The sequence below is a fragment of the Chryseobacterium shigense genome (assembly GCF_014207845.1).
Classification (GTDB): Bacteria; Bacteroidota; Bacteroidia; order Flavobacteriales; family Weeksellaceae; genus Chryseobacterium; species Chryseobacterium shigense_A.
Genome location: NZ_JACHLC010000001.1, coordinates 154,761 through 173,766, shown reverse-complemented (window position 1 = coordinate 173,766; position 19,006 = coordinate 154,761). Strand labels below are relative to the sequence as shown.

Annotated in this window: 13 protein-coding genes; 3 read left to right on the top strand and 10 right to left on the bottom strand. The window is 38.2% G+C overall.

Annotated features, from left to right (window positions below):
- Positions 1–204 precede the first annotated feature (204 nt).
- Entirely contained in the window at positions 205–2,670 is a 2,466-nt protein-coding gene (locus HNP36_RS00785; RefSeq protein WP_184161716.1) for a T9SS type A sorting domain-containing protein, read from the top strand.
- An 86-nt stretch (positions 2,671–2,756) separates the two neighbouring features.
- Here the strand turns inward: HNP36_RS00785 and HNP36_RS00780 are convergent, their stop codons facing one another.
- From HNP36_RS00780 to HNP36_RS00735, 10 genes are all read right to left on the bottom strand, one after another.
- Entirely contained in the window at positions 2,757–3,218 is a 462-nt protein-coding gene (locus tag HNP36_RS00780) for a hypothetical protein (protein ID WP_184161719.1), read from the bottom strand.
- Positions 3,219–3,225: 7 nt separating this feature from the next.
- Entirely contained in the window at positions 3,226–4,662 is a 1,437-nt protein-coding gene (locus tag HNP36_RS00775) for a hypothetical protein (protein WP_184161722.1), read from the bottom strand.
- Between the two features lie 111 nt (positions 4,663–4,773).
- The gene (locus HNP36_RS00770; RefSeq protein ID WP_184161725.1) at positions 4,774–6,489 is read right to left on the bottom strand and encodes an ATP-binding protein; all 1,716 of its coding nucleotides are present in this window, start codon (positions 6,487–6,489) and stop codon (positions 4,774–4,776) included.
- Between the two features lie 5 nt (positions 6,490–6,494).
- A complete protein-coding gene (locus HNP36_RS00765) occupies positions 6,495–7,604 on the bottom strand; it encodes a sensor protein KdpD (RefSeq protein ID WP_184161728.1) in 1,110 nt (369 codons plus the stop codon).
- A 280-nt stretch (positions 7,605–7,884) separates the two neighbouring features.
- Positions 7,885–8,973, bottom strand: coding sequence for a porin (locus tag HNP36_RS00760; RefSeq protein ID WP_184161731.1), 1,089 nt, complete (start codon positions 8,971–8,973; stop codon positions 7,885–7,887).
- A gap of 11 nt (positions 8,974–8,984) precedes the next feature.
- Positions 8,985–9,542, bottom strand: coding sequence for a K(+)-transporting ATPase subunit C (gene kdpC / locus HNP36_RS00755; protein ID WP_184161734.1), 558 nt, complete (start codon positions 9,540–9,542; stop codon positions 8,985–8,987).
- A gap of 10 nt (positions 9,543–9,552) precedes the next feature.
- Complete coding sequence (kdpB, locus tag HNP36_RS00750) at positions 9,553–11,592, bottom strand: potassium-transporting ATPase subunit KdpB (protein WP_184161737.1); 2,040 nt, start codon at positions 11,590–11,592, stop codon at positions 9,553–9,555.
- 167 nt (positions 11,593–11,759) lie between these two features.
- Positions 11,760–13,454, bottom strand: coding sequence for a potassium-transporting ATPase subunit KdpA (gene kdpA, locus HNP36_RS00745; RefSeq protein ID WP_184161740.1), 1,695 nt, complete (start codon positions 13,452–13,454; stop codon positions 11,760–11,762).
- A gap of 6 nt (positions 13,455–13,460) precedes the next feature.
- Positions 13,461–13,538 (bottom strand): potassium-transporting ATPase subunit F, encoded by a 78-nt coding sequence (locus tag HNP36_RS19340; protein WP_077415921.1) that lies wholly within the window; start codon positions 13,536–13,538, stop codon positions 13,461–13,463.
- Between the two features lie 553 nt (positions 13,539–14,091).
- Entirely contained in the window at positions 14,092–15,417 is a 1,326-nt protein-coding gene (locus HNP36_RS00735; RefSeq protein ID WP_184161743.1) for a sigma-54-dependent transcriptional regulator, read from the bottom strand.
- 388 nt (positions 15,418–15,805) lie between these two features.
- Between HNP36_RS00735 and HNP36_RS00730 the strand changes: the two genes are divergently transcribed.
- Positions 15,806–18,673: a M16 family metallopeptidase gene (locus HNP36_RS00730; protein ID WP_184161746.1), complete on the top strand. Its 2,868-nt coding sequence runs from the start codon at positions 15,806–15,808 to the stop codon at positions 18,671–18,673.
- 123 nt (positions 18,674–18,796) lie between these two features.
- The gene (locus HNP36_RS19230; RefSeq protein WP_228456202.1) at positions 18,797–18,964 is read left to right on the top strand and encodes a hypothetical protein; all 168 of its coding nucleotides are present in this window, start codon (positions 18,797–18,799) and stop codon (positions 18,962–18,964) included.
- The last annotated feature ends 42 nt before the right edge of the window (positions 18,965–19,006 follow it).

Below are 19,006 nucleotides of genomic sequence, written 5' to 3'. Positions count from 1 at the left end.
CTTTAATACATGATAAAATAAACCATTGAGACCAGATTTCAATGGTTTATTTTTTATTTAAATTAACACAAAATCAATATTTAAATAAATTAATTAAATAAAAACAAACAAAATTAAAATTATGTGAAATAATAAAAATTAAAAAGTAATTATTTTTTATAATATAATTTTTATATATTTATAAAAACAAATAATCACTGAACCATGAAAAAACTCTACTTTTTCGTGCTATTCCTGGCACACTTATCTGTTATAGCGCAGATTGTCAATATTCCGGACCTGCAATTTAAGGCTAATCTACTTTCCGGTAGTGCTACCAACCATATCACACAGGATCTTGCGGGTAACTGGATACTTATGGACCTTAACAATGATGGGGAAATACAGGTTTCCGAAGCAGCCAACATCAGGAATATCACGATCTACAGCTCAAACGGCAGTCCATTCCAGATTTCCTCGATAGAAGGTGTAAAATCTTTCGTGAACCTGGAGTACCTGGATGTATCCGATTCTCCGAATATCCTTTCTGTAGATATAAGTGGAATGCCGAAAATAAAACTGGTAAGCTTTGATAATAATACGAATATGTCTTCAGCTAATTTTACGGGTTGTCCCGTATTGGAAAATATTAGTGTTAAGAATGCTCATATTGTCAACCTTGATATTTCCAATCTTCCAAAAATGAATATCCTGACGTGTACGGGAGGAAAAGTACAGACCATTAATTTTGCAGGAAGCTCAACCATGAAGTATTTGCTTTGCAGTGACAATGAAATATCCAGTATTGATGTAAGTTCACTGACTGACCTGTACAGATTTCATATTTCCAGCAATTTACTGACGAGTCTTAATGTAAGCAACTTAACAAAACTTGAAGATCTGGTATGTTCGGCCAATCAGCTTACTTCTCTTGTTCTTCAGAATACACCCAAATTAAAGTCACTTGAGGCCAGTTATAATAATTTGTCCACTTTAAATTTAAATCAAAGTCCTGTTTTAAATTACCTGAGAATCATCAATAACCAGTTCACAAGTATTGATCTTTCGGGAGTTCCTTTATTGCAGACGCTTTTCCTTAATAACAACCAGCTTACTTCTCTTAATATCAGCAATAATACAATTCTGAATTCATTTAATGCTCCCAATAACAATCTGCAGAGTATTTTCATGAAAAACGGCAGGCTAACCAGCGGTCTTTATCAAAACAATCCCAATTTAAGCTATATCTGCTGTGATGAATCTGAAATTAACCAGACAATTGCCAATAATACCTCATTCGGATATAATAATGTAACTGTAAATTCTTACTGTTCATTCACTCCGGGCGGAACTTTCTATACCATCAAAGGGAATACAAAATACGACCTTAACGGAAACGGCTGCGATCCGGCGGATCTGAATAAGACATTTCAAAAATTCAATATTGCAGGTGGGGGAACTACGGGAAGTATTATTGGTGACCAGTCAGGAAATTATTCTGTTCCGGTACAGGCAGGATCTCATACGGTGGTGCCAATTCTTGAAAACCCGGTTTACTTCAATATTTCCCCGGCATCTTTCACCGCCAATTTCCCTGCACAAGCCAGTCCATTGACTCAAAATTTCTGTATTGCAGCCAATGGTTCGCACCCTGATCTTGAAATTGTAATTATTCCGCTAGATTCTGCTGTGCCAGGATTTAATTCTGATTATAAAATCGTGTTTAAAAATAAAGGGACAACCATGCAGTCCGGAACTGTTATATTCAGCTATAATGACAATATAATGGATTTCCTGAATGCCAGTGTAACCCCTAATTCACAATCAACGGGAAGCCTAAGCTGGAACTTTTCAAACCTTCTTCCTTTTGAAACAAGAGAAATCAAGGCTAAATTTGAACTGAATACACCTACCGATACCCCTCCGGTAAACGATGGCGATATCCTTCATTATACTGCACAGATTAACGGAGCTGCGGATGATACACCGGCAGACAACCTATTTACCCTGAACCAGACAGTTGTCAATTCCCTGGATCCGAATGATAAAACCTGTCTTGAAGGAACCATGATTTCCCAAACCCAGGTAGGTGATTTTGTACATTACCTGATCCGTTTTGAGAATACAGGTACTGCCAATGCAAGAAATATTGTTGTAAAAGATAATATAGACATTTCAAAATTTGATATTTCCACACTGACCCCATTAAACGGAAGTCATCACTTTGTAACAAGAATATCCGGAACCAATACAGCTGAATTTATTTTTGAGAATATACAGCTGCCGTTTGATGATGATCATAACGACGGATATATTTCTTTCAAGATCAAAACGAAAACCAGTCTGGCAACAGGAGATGCGTTCAGCAATACCGCGAATATTTATTTTGATTATAATGCTCCGATTATTACCAACACTTACACTACTACTGTAAGAGGTACACTGGCTGCTGCTGAAGCTAAACCGCAGGAAAATATAACGATTTATCCTAATCCGGTTCAGGATATCCTTTACATCAGATCCGGTGAAAAAATCATTAAAACAGAGATCTATGATGCATCAGGAAGAATTCTGAATGCGAAAGGTGTAAACGGCAATTCCGTGAATGTCTCTGAACTGGCCAAAGGAAGCTATATCATTACATTGTTTACAAAAGATAAAACAGTAGTCCGGAAATTCATTAAAAACTAAACTAATAACCTGATCTATATCTGCAGGGCTGTAATTTTTTTACAGCTCTGTTTTTTTGATGCTTCAGAAACAAAATGAAAGTTGTTCTATCTGAAAACGAGAATCGTGTAGCTATCTTCTGCGTTTTCGGGCTCAACAATCCTGATATGAGATTTATTTTTGAAGTAATCGGTATAACCTTCATCGGTAATGATCTTTCCTGTTGTTGTCTGTTTATAGCCTGCAGCCAGAACTGCTTTTACATAGAAATTATAATCTTTTTTGTCTTTGAACTGAAACTCAATATGATTCTCTGAGTTTTCTCCTGTATATTCGAATTTTCCTATTTTATAGACATAATCAGGACTGTCGTATTCAAAAAGAATAAAATCAGGACTTTCCGTTCTGTCGTAAAATGTGTATTTGTGCTTTCTGATTTCTGTTTTAAAAGTAGCCATATCAAGTTTATTGAACGCAGCAAGCTCTTCCAATTTAAAAGCCTGTCCGGACATATGTGAATGCATAAGAAGGCAAAAAATACTGATTAAGAATATTTTTAAATTGTTCATATCCCGGTTATTCTTTAATATTATTTTCTTTAATAAAGTTTCTGTAGCTTTTTTCCCATACCTGGGATTTTTCAAATTCCTTTTTTCTGCTGATCACAATGGCTGCTCCTTCATTGAAAAGTTTTTTATCGTTAAGCATTTTTATTCCGTCCATAATAATGAGGGTACCATAAGCAGTTTCATTATTTTTAAGCCTGTCCAGAAGAATATCTTTATTTTGCAGTACTGAAGCATTGTCTTTCAGTTTGGAAATAAAACGGTCAAAATCGAGATCATCAATATATTGAAGAGAATTCCTTACTCCTTTTTTATAGGCTTCCTGAGAAATCTTTTTTGTTTTTTCCAACAGCTTTGCAAGCCTTAAATTACCGTCAAAGGTCATATCGCCGGATACATAATCCATTACTTGGTCCACATCATACGCATTAGCGGCAATAATCTCCGCCTCCCCGGACTTTGAAAATCCATTCAAAAGAAATTTTTCTGTTTCACTTTGGGTATGCGTTTTTTCATAAGAGTCCAGAATATCAAATGAAATGATTTTATCTGTTATCCAAAGATCTGCCAATACCGGAGCATATAAATTACATTTTTCCTTATCAATCTGCTGGTAAAGAAAAGAAAGGCATTCATTACCACAATCACGTCCTTTATTGAGCTCCTTGTTGTACTCAATAGCTTTAATCACTATTTCTTTAGCTTCTTCACTGCAAAATTTGGCTAATGCAAACATAAAAGGATACTCGGAAGAATCTTTAATATGCTCCTTCATGAACGGCAGAAACTTCGGATCGGGGAAGTTTTCAATCGCAGGATAAGCTTCTTTGCCAAAACTTTTAATCAGTTCTATATCATTGGGATTTTTATAGTTTGCGAGCGCAGTAAGCAGCATTGGTGATTTTGTTTCAATGACCAGTGCCCTGATTTTAGAATAATTATCAGCATTGATTGGCATGCCATAACTCAGAGCTTCCAGCAATTCCCTGTTAATGGGCTTAGCATTCAGGGCTAAAGACACCATCTTACCTTCAAGATTTTCTTTCTCTTCTTCCGAAAAACTGCCACTTATGGAAACTGATTCAAAGATATGTATGGATAAAGGATATTCGCTCGATAAACAAGTCGTCCGGTGAACTAATTTCTCCTCCGAATGAAGATTTCTTTTAAAAAGCTCCAATATTTTGATGCCCTCTCCTTTTCTGGCTAATACATTAACGGCTATGGCTTTTACATAAACAGTTTTGCCATCTTCAACCAAAGACATAAGCTCTTCAGGGCTTGCTTCTTTAAACAGTTTGTCTTCAATCTGTTTAATATTTTCATTACTATCACTGAAAGAACTATATTTTCCAATAGGCTTTACGATAGCTGCTGTTCTATTAGAAACCTGAGAGGAGACATAGAAGAAAAACAGGAATAATAACAGACTGGCAGGTCTTTTCATAGAGAGGTCTTTGTTTTTCTGTAAATTTAAAAGAATTTCGTTGAATCTTTACAACTACTTCTGTATCTGTTTCAATTTTATATTTGAATCCAGCTTTTATATGAAATCAGTTTAAACTACAGGCAGCCTGAAATAAAAAGTACTTCCCTGGTTCGGAGTACTCTTCACTCCTATCTCGCCATTCTGTTTTTCTATGAAATTTTTGGAAATAGCCAGTCCGAGACCTGTCCCGTTCTGCTGTTCTCCGGGAACCTGAAAGTACCTGTCGAAAATCTGTCGATGGTATTTTTCATCAATTCCGCTTCCGGTATCTGTAATGCTGAACTGGATCATCGAATCTGATTTTTCTACCAAAACCTGGATATTTTCGTCCTGGAAAGAATGTTTTACCGCATTGGTAAGGAAATTATTGATCACCCAGACTGTCTTGTCAAAATCAGCATTCACAAAATCATTATCTCCTATAAGATATTCGGTCCGGATCGGAATATTCTTCTGTTCTGCAAGTTTTTCAACATTTTTCACGGCTGCCTGTACCATTTCTTTAGGTGAACATTTCTCCATCGTCAGACGGATGTTTCCGGTTTCTACCTGTGAAAGGTTCAGGAGCTCTCCGGTGATATTCAGTAACCTTTGCCCATCATCATTAATACTTTTTAAAAGCTCTTTCTGCTGGTCATTCAGTTCCCCGAATTTTTGGTTCCCCAGCAGCTGTACACCCATTTTTATTGCCGATATCGGTGTTTTAAGTTCATGGGAAATGGTAGCTATAAAATTGGTTTTGGCAAAATCAAGCTCTTTGAAAGGGGTAATATTCCGCAGAAGGATTACTTTTCCAATATATTTTGTTTCTTTTTCGCCGGTTTTAACAATATTGATGGGGATAATATCCTGTTCAAAATAATTTTCTTTATGATCACGGACAATCTTAATGGGTTCTTTTACCGGATGATCTATGTTTTTAAGCAGTTCACGCATTAAATCATTATTCACCGCTACCTCATGAGCCGTCTTGCCTATAATTTCTTCTTTATGAAGATTGGTGATTTTCAGGGCTTCATCATTGATCATGTAGATAAAATGATTCTCGTCCAGCCCTATCACGGCATCATGCATATTATTGACCAGTGTTTCAATTCTTTTTTTATCCATCAGCTGCTTGGAAAGACTGCTGCTTTCATATTCCTGAAGTTTTTCCGCCATGGTATTGAAAGAATCTGCAAGACTGTTAAATTCCTCACTTCCTTTGAAATGTACTCTTTCATTATAATTTTTAGCTGCAATCTGCCTGATACTGAATGTCAGCTGGTTAATAGGCTCAGCAATGGTTTGGGGCAGGTTGAAAAGCAGGGTAAAAGCAATCAGGAAACATATGGTTCCCAGGCTCACGATCCAGAAAGTGGCATTTTCAGCAGTAATGATGGCAATATCACTTTTTCTTTCGATACCTTTCATGTTGAGGGACATGATCCTGGCCAGGTCTTCGCGGATCAGTTTTTCTTTTTCCGGGGAACGTTGTTTCAGGTAGCTGTTGAAATGAAGATTCAGGCTTTGGGTTGCTTCTTTTTCCCCGAATTCAGTAAGGTTTTTTTCCTGCAGTTTATTATTTTTCTGGAAATCCGTAACAGCAACAGCACTGTCAGTAGTAATTTTATCCAGTGCAAGAAGCATATTTTTGGAAAACTCCAGGCTGTTGTAATTGGCTGTAAGGATTTTTTCGGTATCGGATTTCAGTTTATTGATATAGACGGACCCGATCACTGACATAAGAACGATCAGTAAGAATAAAAGACCTACGCCTAAAGTAAGTTTTGTTTTAAGTTTCATTACTTCTAAGATAAAATAATAATATCTATCTGCCTTTCATTGAGCCTGTTCATCAGTGTATAAATCCAACTGTAGCCGGAAAGGCGCTGCCAGAGCTGTGCATGGGGTTTCCCGATGCAGACCGTTGTGATATTATGAGCGATCACATAGTCCAGAATTCCTTTATGGACACTGGTTTCTTTTATCCGGATCACCTTTGCTCCCAATTCCTGTGCTAAATTAAAATTATTAATCAAATATCGCTGTTTGTCCAGGGCAATTTTTTCGGGATTTTCGGAGGGTTTCTGAACATAAATAACCGTCCACGGGCTGTTATAATAGCTCGCCAGACGGGCTGTTTTCCTGATAATGTTTTTAGCAATCTTTTCGTTACTGCTAATACACGCCAGGAATTTTATAGGCTTAAAATTTTCGGTCTTGATCTCGGTTTCCACTTTTCTTTCCACATGGGCAGCCACTTCCTTCAAAGCAAGTTCCCGGAGCTGCAGGATATGCCCGCTCTGAAAAAAATTGGTAAGTGCCGTCTGGATCTTTTCTTTTTTGTAGATTTTTCCTTCTTTCAGACGGGTCAGCAGTTCATCAGCGGTGAGGTCTATATTGACTACCTCATCAGCAAGGCTTAAAATTTTATCAGGAACCCGTTCTGACACTTCTATTCCTGTGATATTTTTGACTTCTTCATTCAGGCTTTCAATATGCTGGATATTCATCGCACTGATCACATTGATTCCATTATCAAGGATTTCCAGCACATCCTGCCATCTTTTTTTGTTTTTCGAACCTTCTACATTGGTATGGGCCAGTTCATCCACCAGCACAACTTCGGGATGACTGTTGATAATGGCCTGAAGGTCCATTTCTTCAAGACTTTTACCTTTATAAAAAACCGATCTCCTCGGTATTTCAGGAATCCCGCGGGTAAGAGCTACCGTTTCTTCCCGGCCATGGGTTTCAATATAACCGATCTTTACATCAATGCCGTTCCGCAGAAGGGACTGCGCCTCCTGAAGCATACGGAAAGTTTTCCCCACACCTGCGCTCATCCCGATATAGATCTTGAATTTTCCTTTCCGGGATTTCTGGATCAGTTCTAAAAAATGTTTTGCTGATGACATGGATTTTTCTCTTTACTATTTTTTAATTGAAAAGTACAAAAGTTTTGTTTTCGGTTATTTCAGGTGTTCTTTATAAGACCACCCCGTCAAAAATTCTTTGAATTTTTGACACCCCTCCACAGGAGGGGAATTCTCCGGTTCAGTAATTGTCATTAGTCAGAAGAAAAATCATTGATCTTTTATGAACTTCCTACCCACAAATTACTGAACTTTAAATAACTTAAGCACTAAAAAACTTTTGTGACTTTTGTGGTTAATTATATACTAATTTTTCCGGCTTCTAAAACCAGACGGCCAAGCTTGTTATGATAAAGAAGTTTCCTTGTTTCATTTCATCATTTTTCACAAAAATGGCATCTTTGGAAGTAAATCCTCTGGCTTCTGTACGGAAAATTACGTTCTTCAGAATTGCATAATCTACATTCAGGGAATAGCCGAAGGTCTGGAAACCGTTTGGAGTTTCGGTACTGATGATTACGCTATTTTTATCGTTATAATATTCCAATCTTCCTGCCAGGGCCCATTTGTTGTCAATCTGGTATTTCATTAATATATTTGGAGTGTACCAGATATTATAACTGCTGCTTCCTTTTGTTTTCTGTTCTGCTCCGATATCAAAACCCAGCAAAGCGGAAAATTGGTCTGTTAACTGAAAACTTCCGTAAAGATCATGGAAATAGCGCATTCTTTTTTCCTCTTTTGATTTATCATTTCCGATGAATGAGCTGCTGTTCAGGGTTATCTTTTCTGTTGGCTTATAAGTCACCTGATGCCCGAAGGAGATACTTTGGTTTCCTTCCGGTTTTGCAATCCGCTGCCAGCCGTTTAGCACCAATCCGCTTAAAAACCATTTTCCGCTGTCTGATGTATATGAGATTTTTGCCCCGGTTTCAAAATAAGGAGAATTTTCAGCGGCAAAGCTTCTGGTCAGGTTAATATTGTCTTTTCCTATAGCGCTTTCCCAACCGATGTGGGAAGGCATAATTCCGGCATCAATCCATAAATTTCCGGTTTTTGAAATTTTGATTCCTACATTAGCCTCATTTACATAACGTAATGCTTCCTGTTCGGCAGCCATATTGTCCTGTGCATAAGTTCCGGCCATTAAAGCAATATTGGCGCGGAGGTTTTCACTCTGGTAATTCGCTTTTACCAATCCTAAATTCAGATTGAGCTCATTATGCCTGTTGTAGGAATATAAAAAGTTCTGACGGAGATGATTGGCAGGCTCATTAAAATCATACGTATAAAAAAGTTCTGCATAGGCAGAAAATGTCACTTTATTTCCTGTTTTTAATGAGTCTGATAATTGTGCTTTCGGGAAAAATACTCCGAATAATACTGCACTGATAATGATATTTTTTTTCACGGTAATTTTTATTATTTTAATTGGTCCAAAGCCATATTAAGCTTCAGCACATTTACTTTTGAAGGCCCTAAAAGTCCTAAAAACGGTTTCTCTGTCTGATTTTTAAGCAAATTTCTTACTTTTTCTTCAGAAAGATTTCTTACTTCTGCAATTTTTTTTACCTGGTACATTGCTCCTTCTTCAGAAATATCAGGATCAAGGCCGCTTCCACTGGCCGTTACCAGTTCTACAGGAACTTTTGTATTGTTCATTTCCGGATGATTTATTTTTAAGGTGTCTATTCTTTTCTGCACAATATCCAGATATTCTTCATTACTTGGCCCTTTGTTGCTTCCCCCGCTTCCTGCGGCGTTATAATTAACGGATGAAGGGCGTCCGTGGAAATATTTTTCAGACTTAAATTCCTGTCCGATATTGGCGTAGAATTTTTGTCCGTTCCAGGTAATGATCTCTGTATTTCCTTTTGTAGGCAGTATTTTTGAGCCTCCATATACAATCAAAAGATAAATTCCAACAACAGCAAGCATTACTAAAGTCAGTCTGAATGCTGCAACAATATGATTTTTCATTTTTTTAATTTTAATAGAATAAACTGATCAGTAAATCGATAATTTTTATACCGATGAACGGCACAATAACACCTCCCAGTCCATAAATCAGAAGGTTTCTCCTTAATAATGCACTGGCTCCGATGGGCTTGTACGCAACTCCTTTTAAGGCTAACGGAATAAGGAAAGGGATAATCACCGCATTGAATATAACAGCTGATAATATGGCTGTTTCCGGGCTGTGGAGATTCATGATATTGAGCTTCTGAAGTGAAGGAATAAAGGTGATGAACAATGCAGGAATAATGGCAAAATATTTGGCTACATCATTCGCTATACTGAAAGTCGTCAGTGTTCCCCGGGTCATTAATAATTGTTTCCCGATTTCCACAATTTCAATCAGCTTTGTGGGGTCGTTGTCCAGATCTACCATGTTCCCGGCTTCTTTGGCGGCCTGTGTTCCGCTGTTCATCGCTACACCTACATCGGCCTGGGCCAGCGCCGGAGCATCATTGGTTCCGTCACCCATCATGGCAACCAGTTTTCCTTCCTGCTGCTCTTTTTTGATGTAGTTCATTTTATCCTCAGGTTTGGCTTCGGCAATAAAATCGTCTACTCCTGCTTTTTCGGCTATGAATTTTGCAGTCAGAGGATTATCCCCGGTTACCATTACGGTTTTCACCCCCATTTTTCTCAGTCTCTGGAAACGTTCCTGGATTCCTGTTTTAATGATATCCTGAAGTTCGATTACACCCCATACTTTTTCATTAACGCTTACAACCAGTGGAGTTCCCCCGTTTTCAGAAATTTTGGTAACGGCATCCTGGGTTTCTTTCGGGAAGATATTCCCGGCTTTTTCGGTCAGTTTTTTGATCGTGTCATAAGCTCCTTTTCTGATTCTTGTCTCTTCAAAATCAATTCCTGAAGTTCTTGTTTCTGCGGTAAAATCAATATAAACGGGATTGGGAACAAGAAGGTCTTGTAGTTTTAACTGACTTAATTCTATAATTGATTTACCTTCCGGTGTTTCATCTGCTACTGAACTTAAGGCAGAAGCTTTAATAAAATCCGGCAGCCTGATTCCGTCTGCAGGATGAAATTCCGTTGCTTTACGGTTCCCTATGGTGATGGTTCCTGTTTTATCAAGCAACAGCACATCAATATCCCCGGCTGTTTCCACGGCTTTACCACTTTTGGTGATTACGTTTGCTCTTAACGCCCGGTCCATTCCGGCAATTCCGATTGCAGAAAGCAGACCTCCAATGGTTGTGGGAATCAAACAAACGAAAAGTGAGATAAATGCCGCAATAGTAATGGGAGTCTGCGCATAGTCTGCAAAAGGTTTTAAAGTGAGTGTGACGATAATAAAGGTCAGGGTAAATCCTGCCAGAAGTATGGTTAATGCGATTTCGTTAGGTGTTTTCTGCCTTGAAGCTCCTTCTACAAGGGCAATCATCTTATCTAAAAAGGATTCTCCGGGTTTGGTGGTCACTTTTACTTTGATCCTGTCCGACAGAACTTTTGTGCCTCCGGTTACAGAACTTTTGTCACCTCCGGCTTCACGGATCACGGGTGCACTTTCTCCGGTAATGGCAGATTCATCAATGGTGGCAAGCCCTTCAATGATTTCTCCGTCCATCGGGATCTGATCTCCGGCTTCGCACAGAAAGATATCCCCCAGCTTCATTTCGGCGGACCTTTTCAGAACGGTTGTTACCTGAAATCCGGGTTTGTTCTCTGCAACCACTTTGGCTGGTGTTTCTTCACGTGTTTTTCTGAGGGTATCAGCCTGGGCTTTTCCTCTGGCTTCGGCAATGGCTTCAGCAAAATTGGCAAACAGGACAGTAAAAAATAATATGATGAATACGGTGAAGTTATACGTAAAGCTCCCCTGTGATTTTTCACCTGTAAGACTGAAAAGGCTTACCATGAGCATCACAACCGTTCCAACCTCTACCAGGAACATTACGGGATTTTTAAACATGATTTTCGGATTCAGTTTCACGAAGGACTGTTTGATTGCTTCGTTTACCAAATCTTTTTGAAACAATGTCTGGGATTGATTTTTCATTTTTTGAAAGAATTATATCATTACAGATCAACGGTAACCATTAAGACAGATTAAAACTAAGGAGGTGAAAATGGATAATATTTCAGGTGAATGTTTCGATGAGATTTTTAGACTGGTTCCCTGATTCAATCTTCTTAATGGCTGACTATTGATTTTAATTTTAATGTTTATTTAAAGAAATACTGTATCTGTTCTGCAATAGGCCCCAATGTAAGTGCCGGGAAGAAGGACAGAGCCGCGATAAGAAGGATTACCGCCAGCGTCATAAAGCCGAAAGTGGCTGTATCTGTTTTCAGGGTTCCTGAACTTTCCGGAATGAACTTTTTCTGCGCCAGTAATCCTGCAATTGCTATAGGCCCGATGATTGGGATGAATCTGGATAACAGCAATACGATTCCCGTTGAGATATTCCACCATGGAGTATTATCGCCCAGCCCTTCAAATCCTGAACCGTTGTTCGCTGAGGAGGATGTAAATTCGTACAGCATTTCACTGAAGCCGTGGAAACCGGGATTATTCAATGTTTTTGCTCCGAATTCAGGCAAATAAGCAGTTAACGCGGTTCCAACAAGTATTAAGAATGGGTGAAACAAAGCTACAATCATGGCGATCTTCATCTCTTTAGCCTCAATCTTTTTGCCCATAAATTCCGGTGTTCGTCCTACCATCAGACCACTGATGAATACGGCAAGAATAATGAAGATGAAATAGTTCAGAATTCCTACACCGCAGCCACCATAAAAACAGTTGATCATCATCGCAAGCAACTCGTTCATTCCTGAAAGTGGCATGGTGCTGTCGTGCATGGCATTGATAGAACCCGTTGAAATTACTGTCGTTGCGATGCTCCAGTATCCTGAAGATGCACTTCCAAAACGGATTTCTTTTCCTTCCATAGCCCCAAGACTGCTGTCAGCTCCCATCTGAGTGATAAGGGGATTGCCATTGGTTTCATTGACAATATTCGGGACGGCAAGTGCCAGAAAACCAACTGTCATTACGGTAAAAATTACCCATGACAGTTTTCTTTTTTTCAGGTAAAACCCCAGCGCAAAAACCAATGCAAACGGAATAATCATCTGTGTGACCATCTCAGTTATGTTCGTTGCATAATTCGGGTTTTCAAGCGGGTGTGCCGAGTTGGCTCCGAAGAAACCTCCTCCATTGGTTCCCAAATGTTTGATGGCCACAAAAGCAGCTACAGGACCTCTGGAAACATCTGTTTTTTGGCCTTCCAAAGTGGTAATATGATCTTTTCCCTCGAAAGTCATTGGACTTCCATTAGCTGAAAGAATCAGGGCAACGAGAATACTTATGGGTACTAATATCCTGATCACAGATTTAGTAAAGAAATCATAGAAATTTCCTAATTCTGTAGTTGTTTTATCTTTAAAAGCTTTGAAAAGGACAGCCATTGCCGCCATTCCGGTAGCTGCGGTCACAAACTGAAGGAACATCAAATAAAGCTGACTTAAGTAACTTACCCCTGTTTCTCCCGAATAATGCTGAAGGTTACAGTTTACCAAAAAGGAAATAGCCGTATTAAAGGCAAGATCAGGTGACATATTGGGATTCTCATCAGGATTCAGAGGAAGCCACGACTGGTTCAGCAGAATCAGGAATCCTATAATGAACCAAACCAGATTGATCGTCAGCATGGCATACATATTCTGTTTCCAGATCATCTGACGGGCCGGGTTGATGCCGGATATTTTATAAATTAATTTTTCAACAGGTTCAAAAACGGGATCTAAAAAGGTCTTTTTGTACCCGTACACATTAGCAATGTATTTTCCAAGGAATATCCCAATCACTAATGTTATTACAAACATGGCAATAACGCCTAAAATTTCTGTATTCATGACCGGTTAAAATTTTTCAGGTTTTATCAAAACATAGCAGATGTACACAAAGGCCAGAATGGAAAGAAAAAATAAACTCCACATATTTTATATTTTATCAAAAAATTCAACGGATTTATAGAGAAGCCAGAACATCACTGCAAAAAGCAGGATCAAACTTATCAGCATCATATCGTTATTATTAAGGTTAATAGGGTTAGCAGTACGTACGATACCATCAGCAGACTGAAGCCTGCATGCTCACGTTTTTTGAACGTTTTTCTTGAAATTGTCATTTTTAAAATATTTTATTCAAAACCTATAGGCCAAAATAAAGTCCACTTTTAAAATAAAACACTTAAATAAATGAAATACAACAAATTAACCAATTAAATACATTTATATAAAAACACAAAAGCCTATCATTTTGATAGGCTCGTTTATTGAAATGATAAGAAGTAAAATTGTATATACAGGGACTAGAATAAATTGAGGATGGTTATCTGATCTTTTCTGTATGTATTGCTGGTGGCTTCGAGGGTCTCAGCCACCAGATGTTTGGCGTTTATTCAATATTTCTGGATTCACACCTCTAAATTCTTAAAGGGTTTAACCTAAAAACTCTCAAACGCCCCGATCCTGTAACCCCGAAACTCATCTACCTTAATCCATACTCCTCAAGCTTGCGGTACAGTGTTGCAATCCCGATCTCAAGTAATCTTGCGGCTTCGGCTTTATTGCCTTTTGTATATTGAAGGACTTTCTGTATATGTATTTTTTCCAGAGATCTTATACTTAGGGAATCATTCTCTGGAATTTGTTTTTCAGAATAGTGTGGAAGACTTTCAGCATCCAGAATATTATTTTCCATTAGAATAAGACTTCTTTCCACGGCGTTTCTAAGCTCACGGATATTTCCTTTCCATTCGTTTTTTTCCAGGGTTTTATAATAATCCGGATTTACCTGAACGCCAGAAAGATGCAGTTTTTGAGAGAAAATATCTATGAAATTTTTGGCCAGTATTTTCAGATCTTCTTTTCTTTCGCGTAACGGTGGAAGATGAATTTCAAAAACATTGAGCCTGAAATAAAGATCTTCACGGAAATGTCCCTGCTTAATTTCATCTTCAAGATCCCGGTTGGTAGCTGCAATCAGTCTGAAATTGGATCTGGACACTTTGGTCTCCCCCATTTTTATAAATTCCCCGGTTTCGAGGACACGAAGCAGTTTCGCCTGCAATTCTACAGGCATCTCTCCTATTTCATCTAAAAATAGAGTTCCTCCGTTGGCTTCCTCTATCAGACCTTTTTTGTCTTTTACAGCACCAGTGAAAGCTCCCTGCTTATGCCCGAAAAGCTCACTTTCCAGAATTTCTTTACTAAAAGCTGAACAGTTGATCGCTACAAAGTTGTTTTTCTTTCTTTCACTACCTTCATGAATGGCGTTTGCAAAAACCTCTTTTCCTGTTCCGGTTTCCCCGGTCAGAAGAACAGCAGCATCCGTTAAGGCCACTTTTTCAGCCAGTTTTTTAGCCTGAAGGATGGATGGAGAAGTTCCTATGATCTGTCCGAATCCTTTTGATATGGCTGTTTTTTGACCAATTTTAGAACGATTATCTTTTGCTTTTTCCAGTGCTTTATATACCAAAGGAATAATTTTCTCATTATCATCTCCTTTCACAAGGTAATCATAAGCTCCGTTTTTCATGGCCTGAACCGCATCTGTAATATTTCCGAAAGCGGTCATCAGAATAATTTCGAGGTGTGGATATTTGGTTTTGATAGATCGTACCAGCTCTACCCCGAATGCATCAGGAAGGCGGATATCACATAGAACGACATCAAATTCATGCTGTTCGAGCATGGTCATTGCAGAACGTGCTGTTGAAGCTTCTTTTACGTTAAAATCTTCCTGGGAAAGAATCATTCCTAATAGTTTCAGGAGCTTGATCTCGTCATCGATGATCAGAATGTTTCCGTGCATGGTGTGAATTTTTGGAAAACTACTGCAAACTTATTGAATTTATTTTGGAAAAGAAGTAAAGAAAATGGAGAAGGTGAGCGAGTTGATAACTATTTCTTATTTTTTATTTACCCCAGATTTCACGGATTTACACAGATGTTTATGTTATACTTTATTGAAATTGTTAAAATTATGCGCAATCATCTGTGTAAATCCGTGAAATCTGTGGTTAAAATCTTATACATCCTTTTGCAATCTCAATAAGTGTAAGTTTGCATATAATGCCCAATATTTTTTCTGATATAGATTTAAACTATAGATGCAATAAAAGGGAAATTCCTGTTTGTTCTTTCCCGATTCCTTACATTTGTAATGCATTCCGATTTTCAGGAGTGAAATGAGTTAGCTTATGATTGACAAAAGATACAAAGAAACGGTTCATACAGATAAAAACAACTACGAATATATCACGATTTCCAACGACGAAAATAAGGTAAGAATCTATACTTTAAAAAACGGTTTGAAGGTTTTTCTTGCCCAGAATTTTGATGCACCCAGGATTCAGACCTATATTCCCGTGAGAACGGGAAGCAATAATGATCCTGCTGATAATACCGGTTTGGCCCATTATCTTGAACACATGATGTTTAAGGGGACTTCAAAAATAGGAACTCAGAACTGGGAGAAGGAAAAAGGGCTTCTTGACCAGATTTCTGCCCTGTACGAAGAACATAAAGCAGAACCGGATCCTGATAAGAAGAAGGAAATCTACAAAAAAATAGACAGTATTTCCCAGGAAGCCAGCCAGTATGCGATTGCCAACGAATATGATAAAGCTATTTCCTCACTTGGAGCCAGCGGGACAAATGCCCATACCTGGTTTGATGAAACGGTCTATAAAAATAACATTCCCAATAATGAGCTTGAAAAATGGCTCAAAATAGAAAAGGAAAGATTCTCAGAGATTGTGCTTCGCCTTTTCCATACAGAACTTGAATCTGTATATGAGGAATTCAACAGGGCTCAGGATAATGATTCAAGGCTTGTGAATTATGAGCTGATGAGCGCTCTTTTTCCAACACATCCAAACGGACAGCAAACAACACTAGGCAGACCGGAACATCTGAAAAACCCTTCCATGAAGGCTATTCATAAATATTTTGATGAATATTACGTTCCGAATAATTATGCCATGGTTTTGGTAGGAGATCTGGATTTTGAGGAAACGATTCAGCTTGTTGAACAGTATTTTGGGACAATTCCGTACAGAGAGCTTCCGAAAAAAACGCCTGTAATTGAGCAGCCTTTAACTGAAATTGTAAAAAGAACGGTAAAAAGTCCTACAACTCCACGGGTTCAGTTAGCCTGGAGAACGGACAGCTATGGCACCCGGGAGGCAATGCTGGCAGATATTACTGCCAATATTCTCAGCAACAGAGGTGAAGCCGGTTTACTGGATCTGAATATCAACCAGACTCAAAGAATGCTTTGGGCACAGGCCTTTTCTGTAGGGTTGAAGCAGTACGGTTATTTTTCTATTGTAGCAGTTCCGAAGGAAACACAAACTTTAGATGAAGCGAAAAATATGGTTCTGGAACAACTGGAGCTGATTAAAAAAGGAGATTTTCCGGACTGGATGCTTCCTGCAATCATCAGTGATTTTAAGCTCCAGCGCCTGAAAGGGCTTGAAACGGCGGATGGTTTAGCCACTAATCTTTACGATGCCTATATCAAGGGAAGATTATGGGAACAGGAATTGAATGAACTGGGCGTATACCAGAGCTTTACCAAAGAAGATGTGGTAGATTTTGCCAATTCTTTTTTTAAGGACAATTATGTGATTATTGATAAGGAAAAAGGAGTTAATGACCAATTGCTAAGAGTTGAAAACCCGGGAATTACCCCTATTAAAATAAACCGTGATGCCCAGTCTGAGTTTTTAAAGGAAATTATTGCAGAAAAAACAGAAGATATACAGCCTGAATTCATTGATTATGAGAAAGAAATCGTTACAGATACGATAAAGGATAAAAAACTGAGCTTTGTCCGCAATAAATACAATGATATTGCGCAGGTGCACTTCATTTTCTCTTTCGGGAGTGATCATGACAGGGATCTCGGAATTTCCACACAGCTTTTGCAGTATCTAGGAACCGAAGATCTTTCGCCTGAGAATTTAAAGAAAGAATTTTTCAAGGTCGGGATCAGCAATGATTTTAAAACAACAAATGACCAGCTTCTGATCACCTTAAGCGGCCTGGAAGAAAATATTGAAAAAGGAATTGCCCTTCTCCAGCACTGGATGTATGATGTAAAACCGGATCAGGAAATTTATAAACAATTTGTAGAAACTGTCTTGGAAAACCGCCAGGCAACAAAAAAGGATAAAAACCGGATCATGACCGCGCTGACGAATTATACAAAACTGGGCAACATTTCACGTTATACGGATATTATTTCAAAAGAAGAGCTTGAAAACAGCCATGCAGAGGTATTTACAGACAGGATGAAAAATCTTTTCAAATATCCTTATCAGGTATTTTTCTATGGAAAAGATCTTGAAGGTTTTAAAAACTACATCGGAAAATATGTAGACCATGAAAGCTACCAGATTCCTCAACCTAAACAATATCCTGAACCGGAAACCAGCGGGCATGTTTATTTCATGAATTACGATATGGTACAGATGGAAATGAGCAAGGTAGGAAAAGGATACGAAGTTGATCCTTCAAATTTCGGAAAGATCAATGTTTTCAATGAATATTTCGGAAGAGGGCTTTCGTCCATCGTTTTCCAGGAGATCCGTGAAAGCAAAAGTCTGGCCTACTCTGCTTATGTTTCCTATGCTGCCAATGCGGAGCTGGGACATCCTGACTATATCACCACTTACATCGGAACGCAGCCGGATAAGCTTCAGACCGCCGTAAGCACGATGAGTGAGCTGATGAATGAACTTCCTGACGTACCCATACAGTTCGAAAATGCCAAAAATGCTGCCTTGAAACAGATCGCCTCAACCAGGATTACCCGTAATAATATATTTTTCAATACATTACGATTAAAAAAGCTCGGAATCTATCATGATTTCAGAAAAGATATTTACGGACAAATTGAGAACCTGAAATTCGAAGGCCTGAAGGAATTCTATCAAACGAAAATCAGTCCAATACATTTTAATACTGCAATTATCGGTAAGAAAGAGAATTTGGATATGAATGCCGTTAACGAAATGGGAACCTTTAAAGAATTAACGCTGGAAGAAATTTTCGGACATTAATTATATTAGAAAAAATGATTTGCAAAACTTTAACCTGTTTTAAAGTTAAATCTGCAGACCGTTATCTAACATCATGTAATTGCCTGAAATTATTTATATTAGCATTAACAAAATATATGTATTATGAAAAAAGTTACTCCAAGAAAGTCAATCAAAGTATTGAACAGTAAAAAAATGAGATCTGTAACAGGCGGCGATGCCACTGAAACAACCAGTGTTCCGCATAAAAAGCTATCTGATGTAGCCCCTATCCTTATAGGAGGGGTACTTATTGGTGCAGCTGCTCAATAAAAACTAAAATTATTATTAAAAAAATAGCATCTGTTTCAGGTG

Coding starts and splice junctions, on each gene's coding strand:
- kdpA (WP_184161740.1), bottom strand. CDS start 13,454: ATGAATACAGAAATTTTAGGCGTTATTGCCATGTTTGTAATAACATTA.
- HNP36_RS00770 (WP_184161725.1), bottom strand. CDS start 6,489: ATGAAACTTAAAACAAAACTTACTTTAGGCGTAGGTCTTTTATTCTTA.
- HNP36_RS00785 (WP_184161716.1), top strand. CDS start 205: ATGAAAAAACTCTACTTTTTCGTGCTATTCCTGGCACACTTATCTGTT.
- kdpB (WP_184161737.1), bottom strand. CDS start 11,592: ATGAAAAATCAATCCCAGACATTGTTTCAAAAAGATTTGGTAAACGAA.
- kdpC (WP_184161734.1), bottom strand. CDS start 9,542: ATGAAAAATCATATTGTTGCAGCATTCAGACTGACTTTAGTAATGCTT.
- HNP36_RS00765 (WP_184161728.1), bottom strand. CDS start 7,604: ATGTCATCAGCAAAACATTTTTTAGAACTGATCCAGAAATCCCGGAAA.
- HNP36_RS00775 (WP_184161722.1), bottom strand. CDS start 4,662: ATGAAAAGACCTGCCAGTCTGTTATTATTCCTGTTTTTCTTCTATGTC.
- HNP36_RS19230 (WP_228456202.1), top strand. CDS start 18,797: ATGAAAAAAGTTACTCCAAGAAAGTCAATCAAAGTATTGAACAGTAAA.
- HNP36_RS19340 (WP_077415921.1), bottom strand. CDS start 13,538: ATGTGGAGTTTATTTTTTCTTTCCATTCTGGCCTTTGTGTACATCTGC.
- HNP36_RS00780 (WP_184161719.1), bottom strand. CDS start 3,218: ATGAACAATTTAAAAATATTCTTAATCAGTATTTTTTGCCTTCTTATG.
- HNP36_RS00730 (WP_184161746.1), top strand. CDS start 15,806: ATGATTGACAAAAGATACAAAGAAACGGTTCATACAGATAAAAACAAC.
- HNP36_RS00735 (WP_184161743.1), bottom strand. CDS start 15,417: ATGCACGGAAACATTCTGATCATCGATGACGAGATCAAGCTCCTGAAA.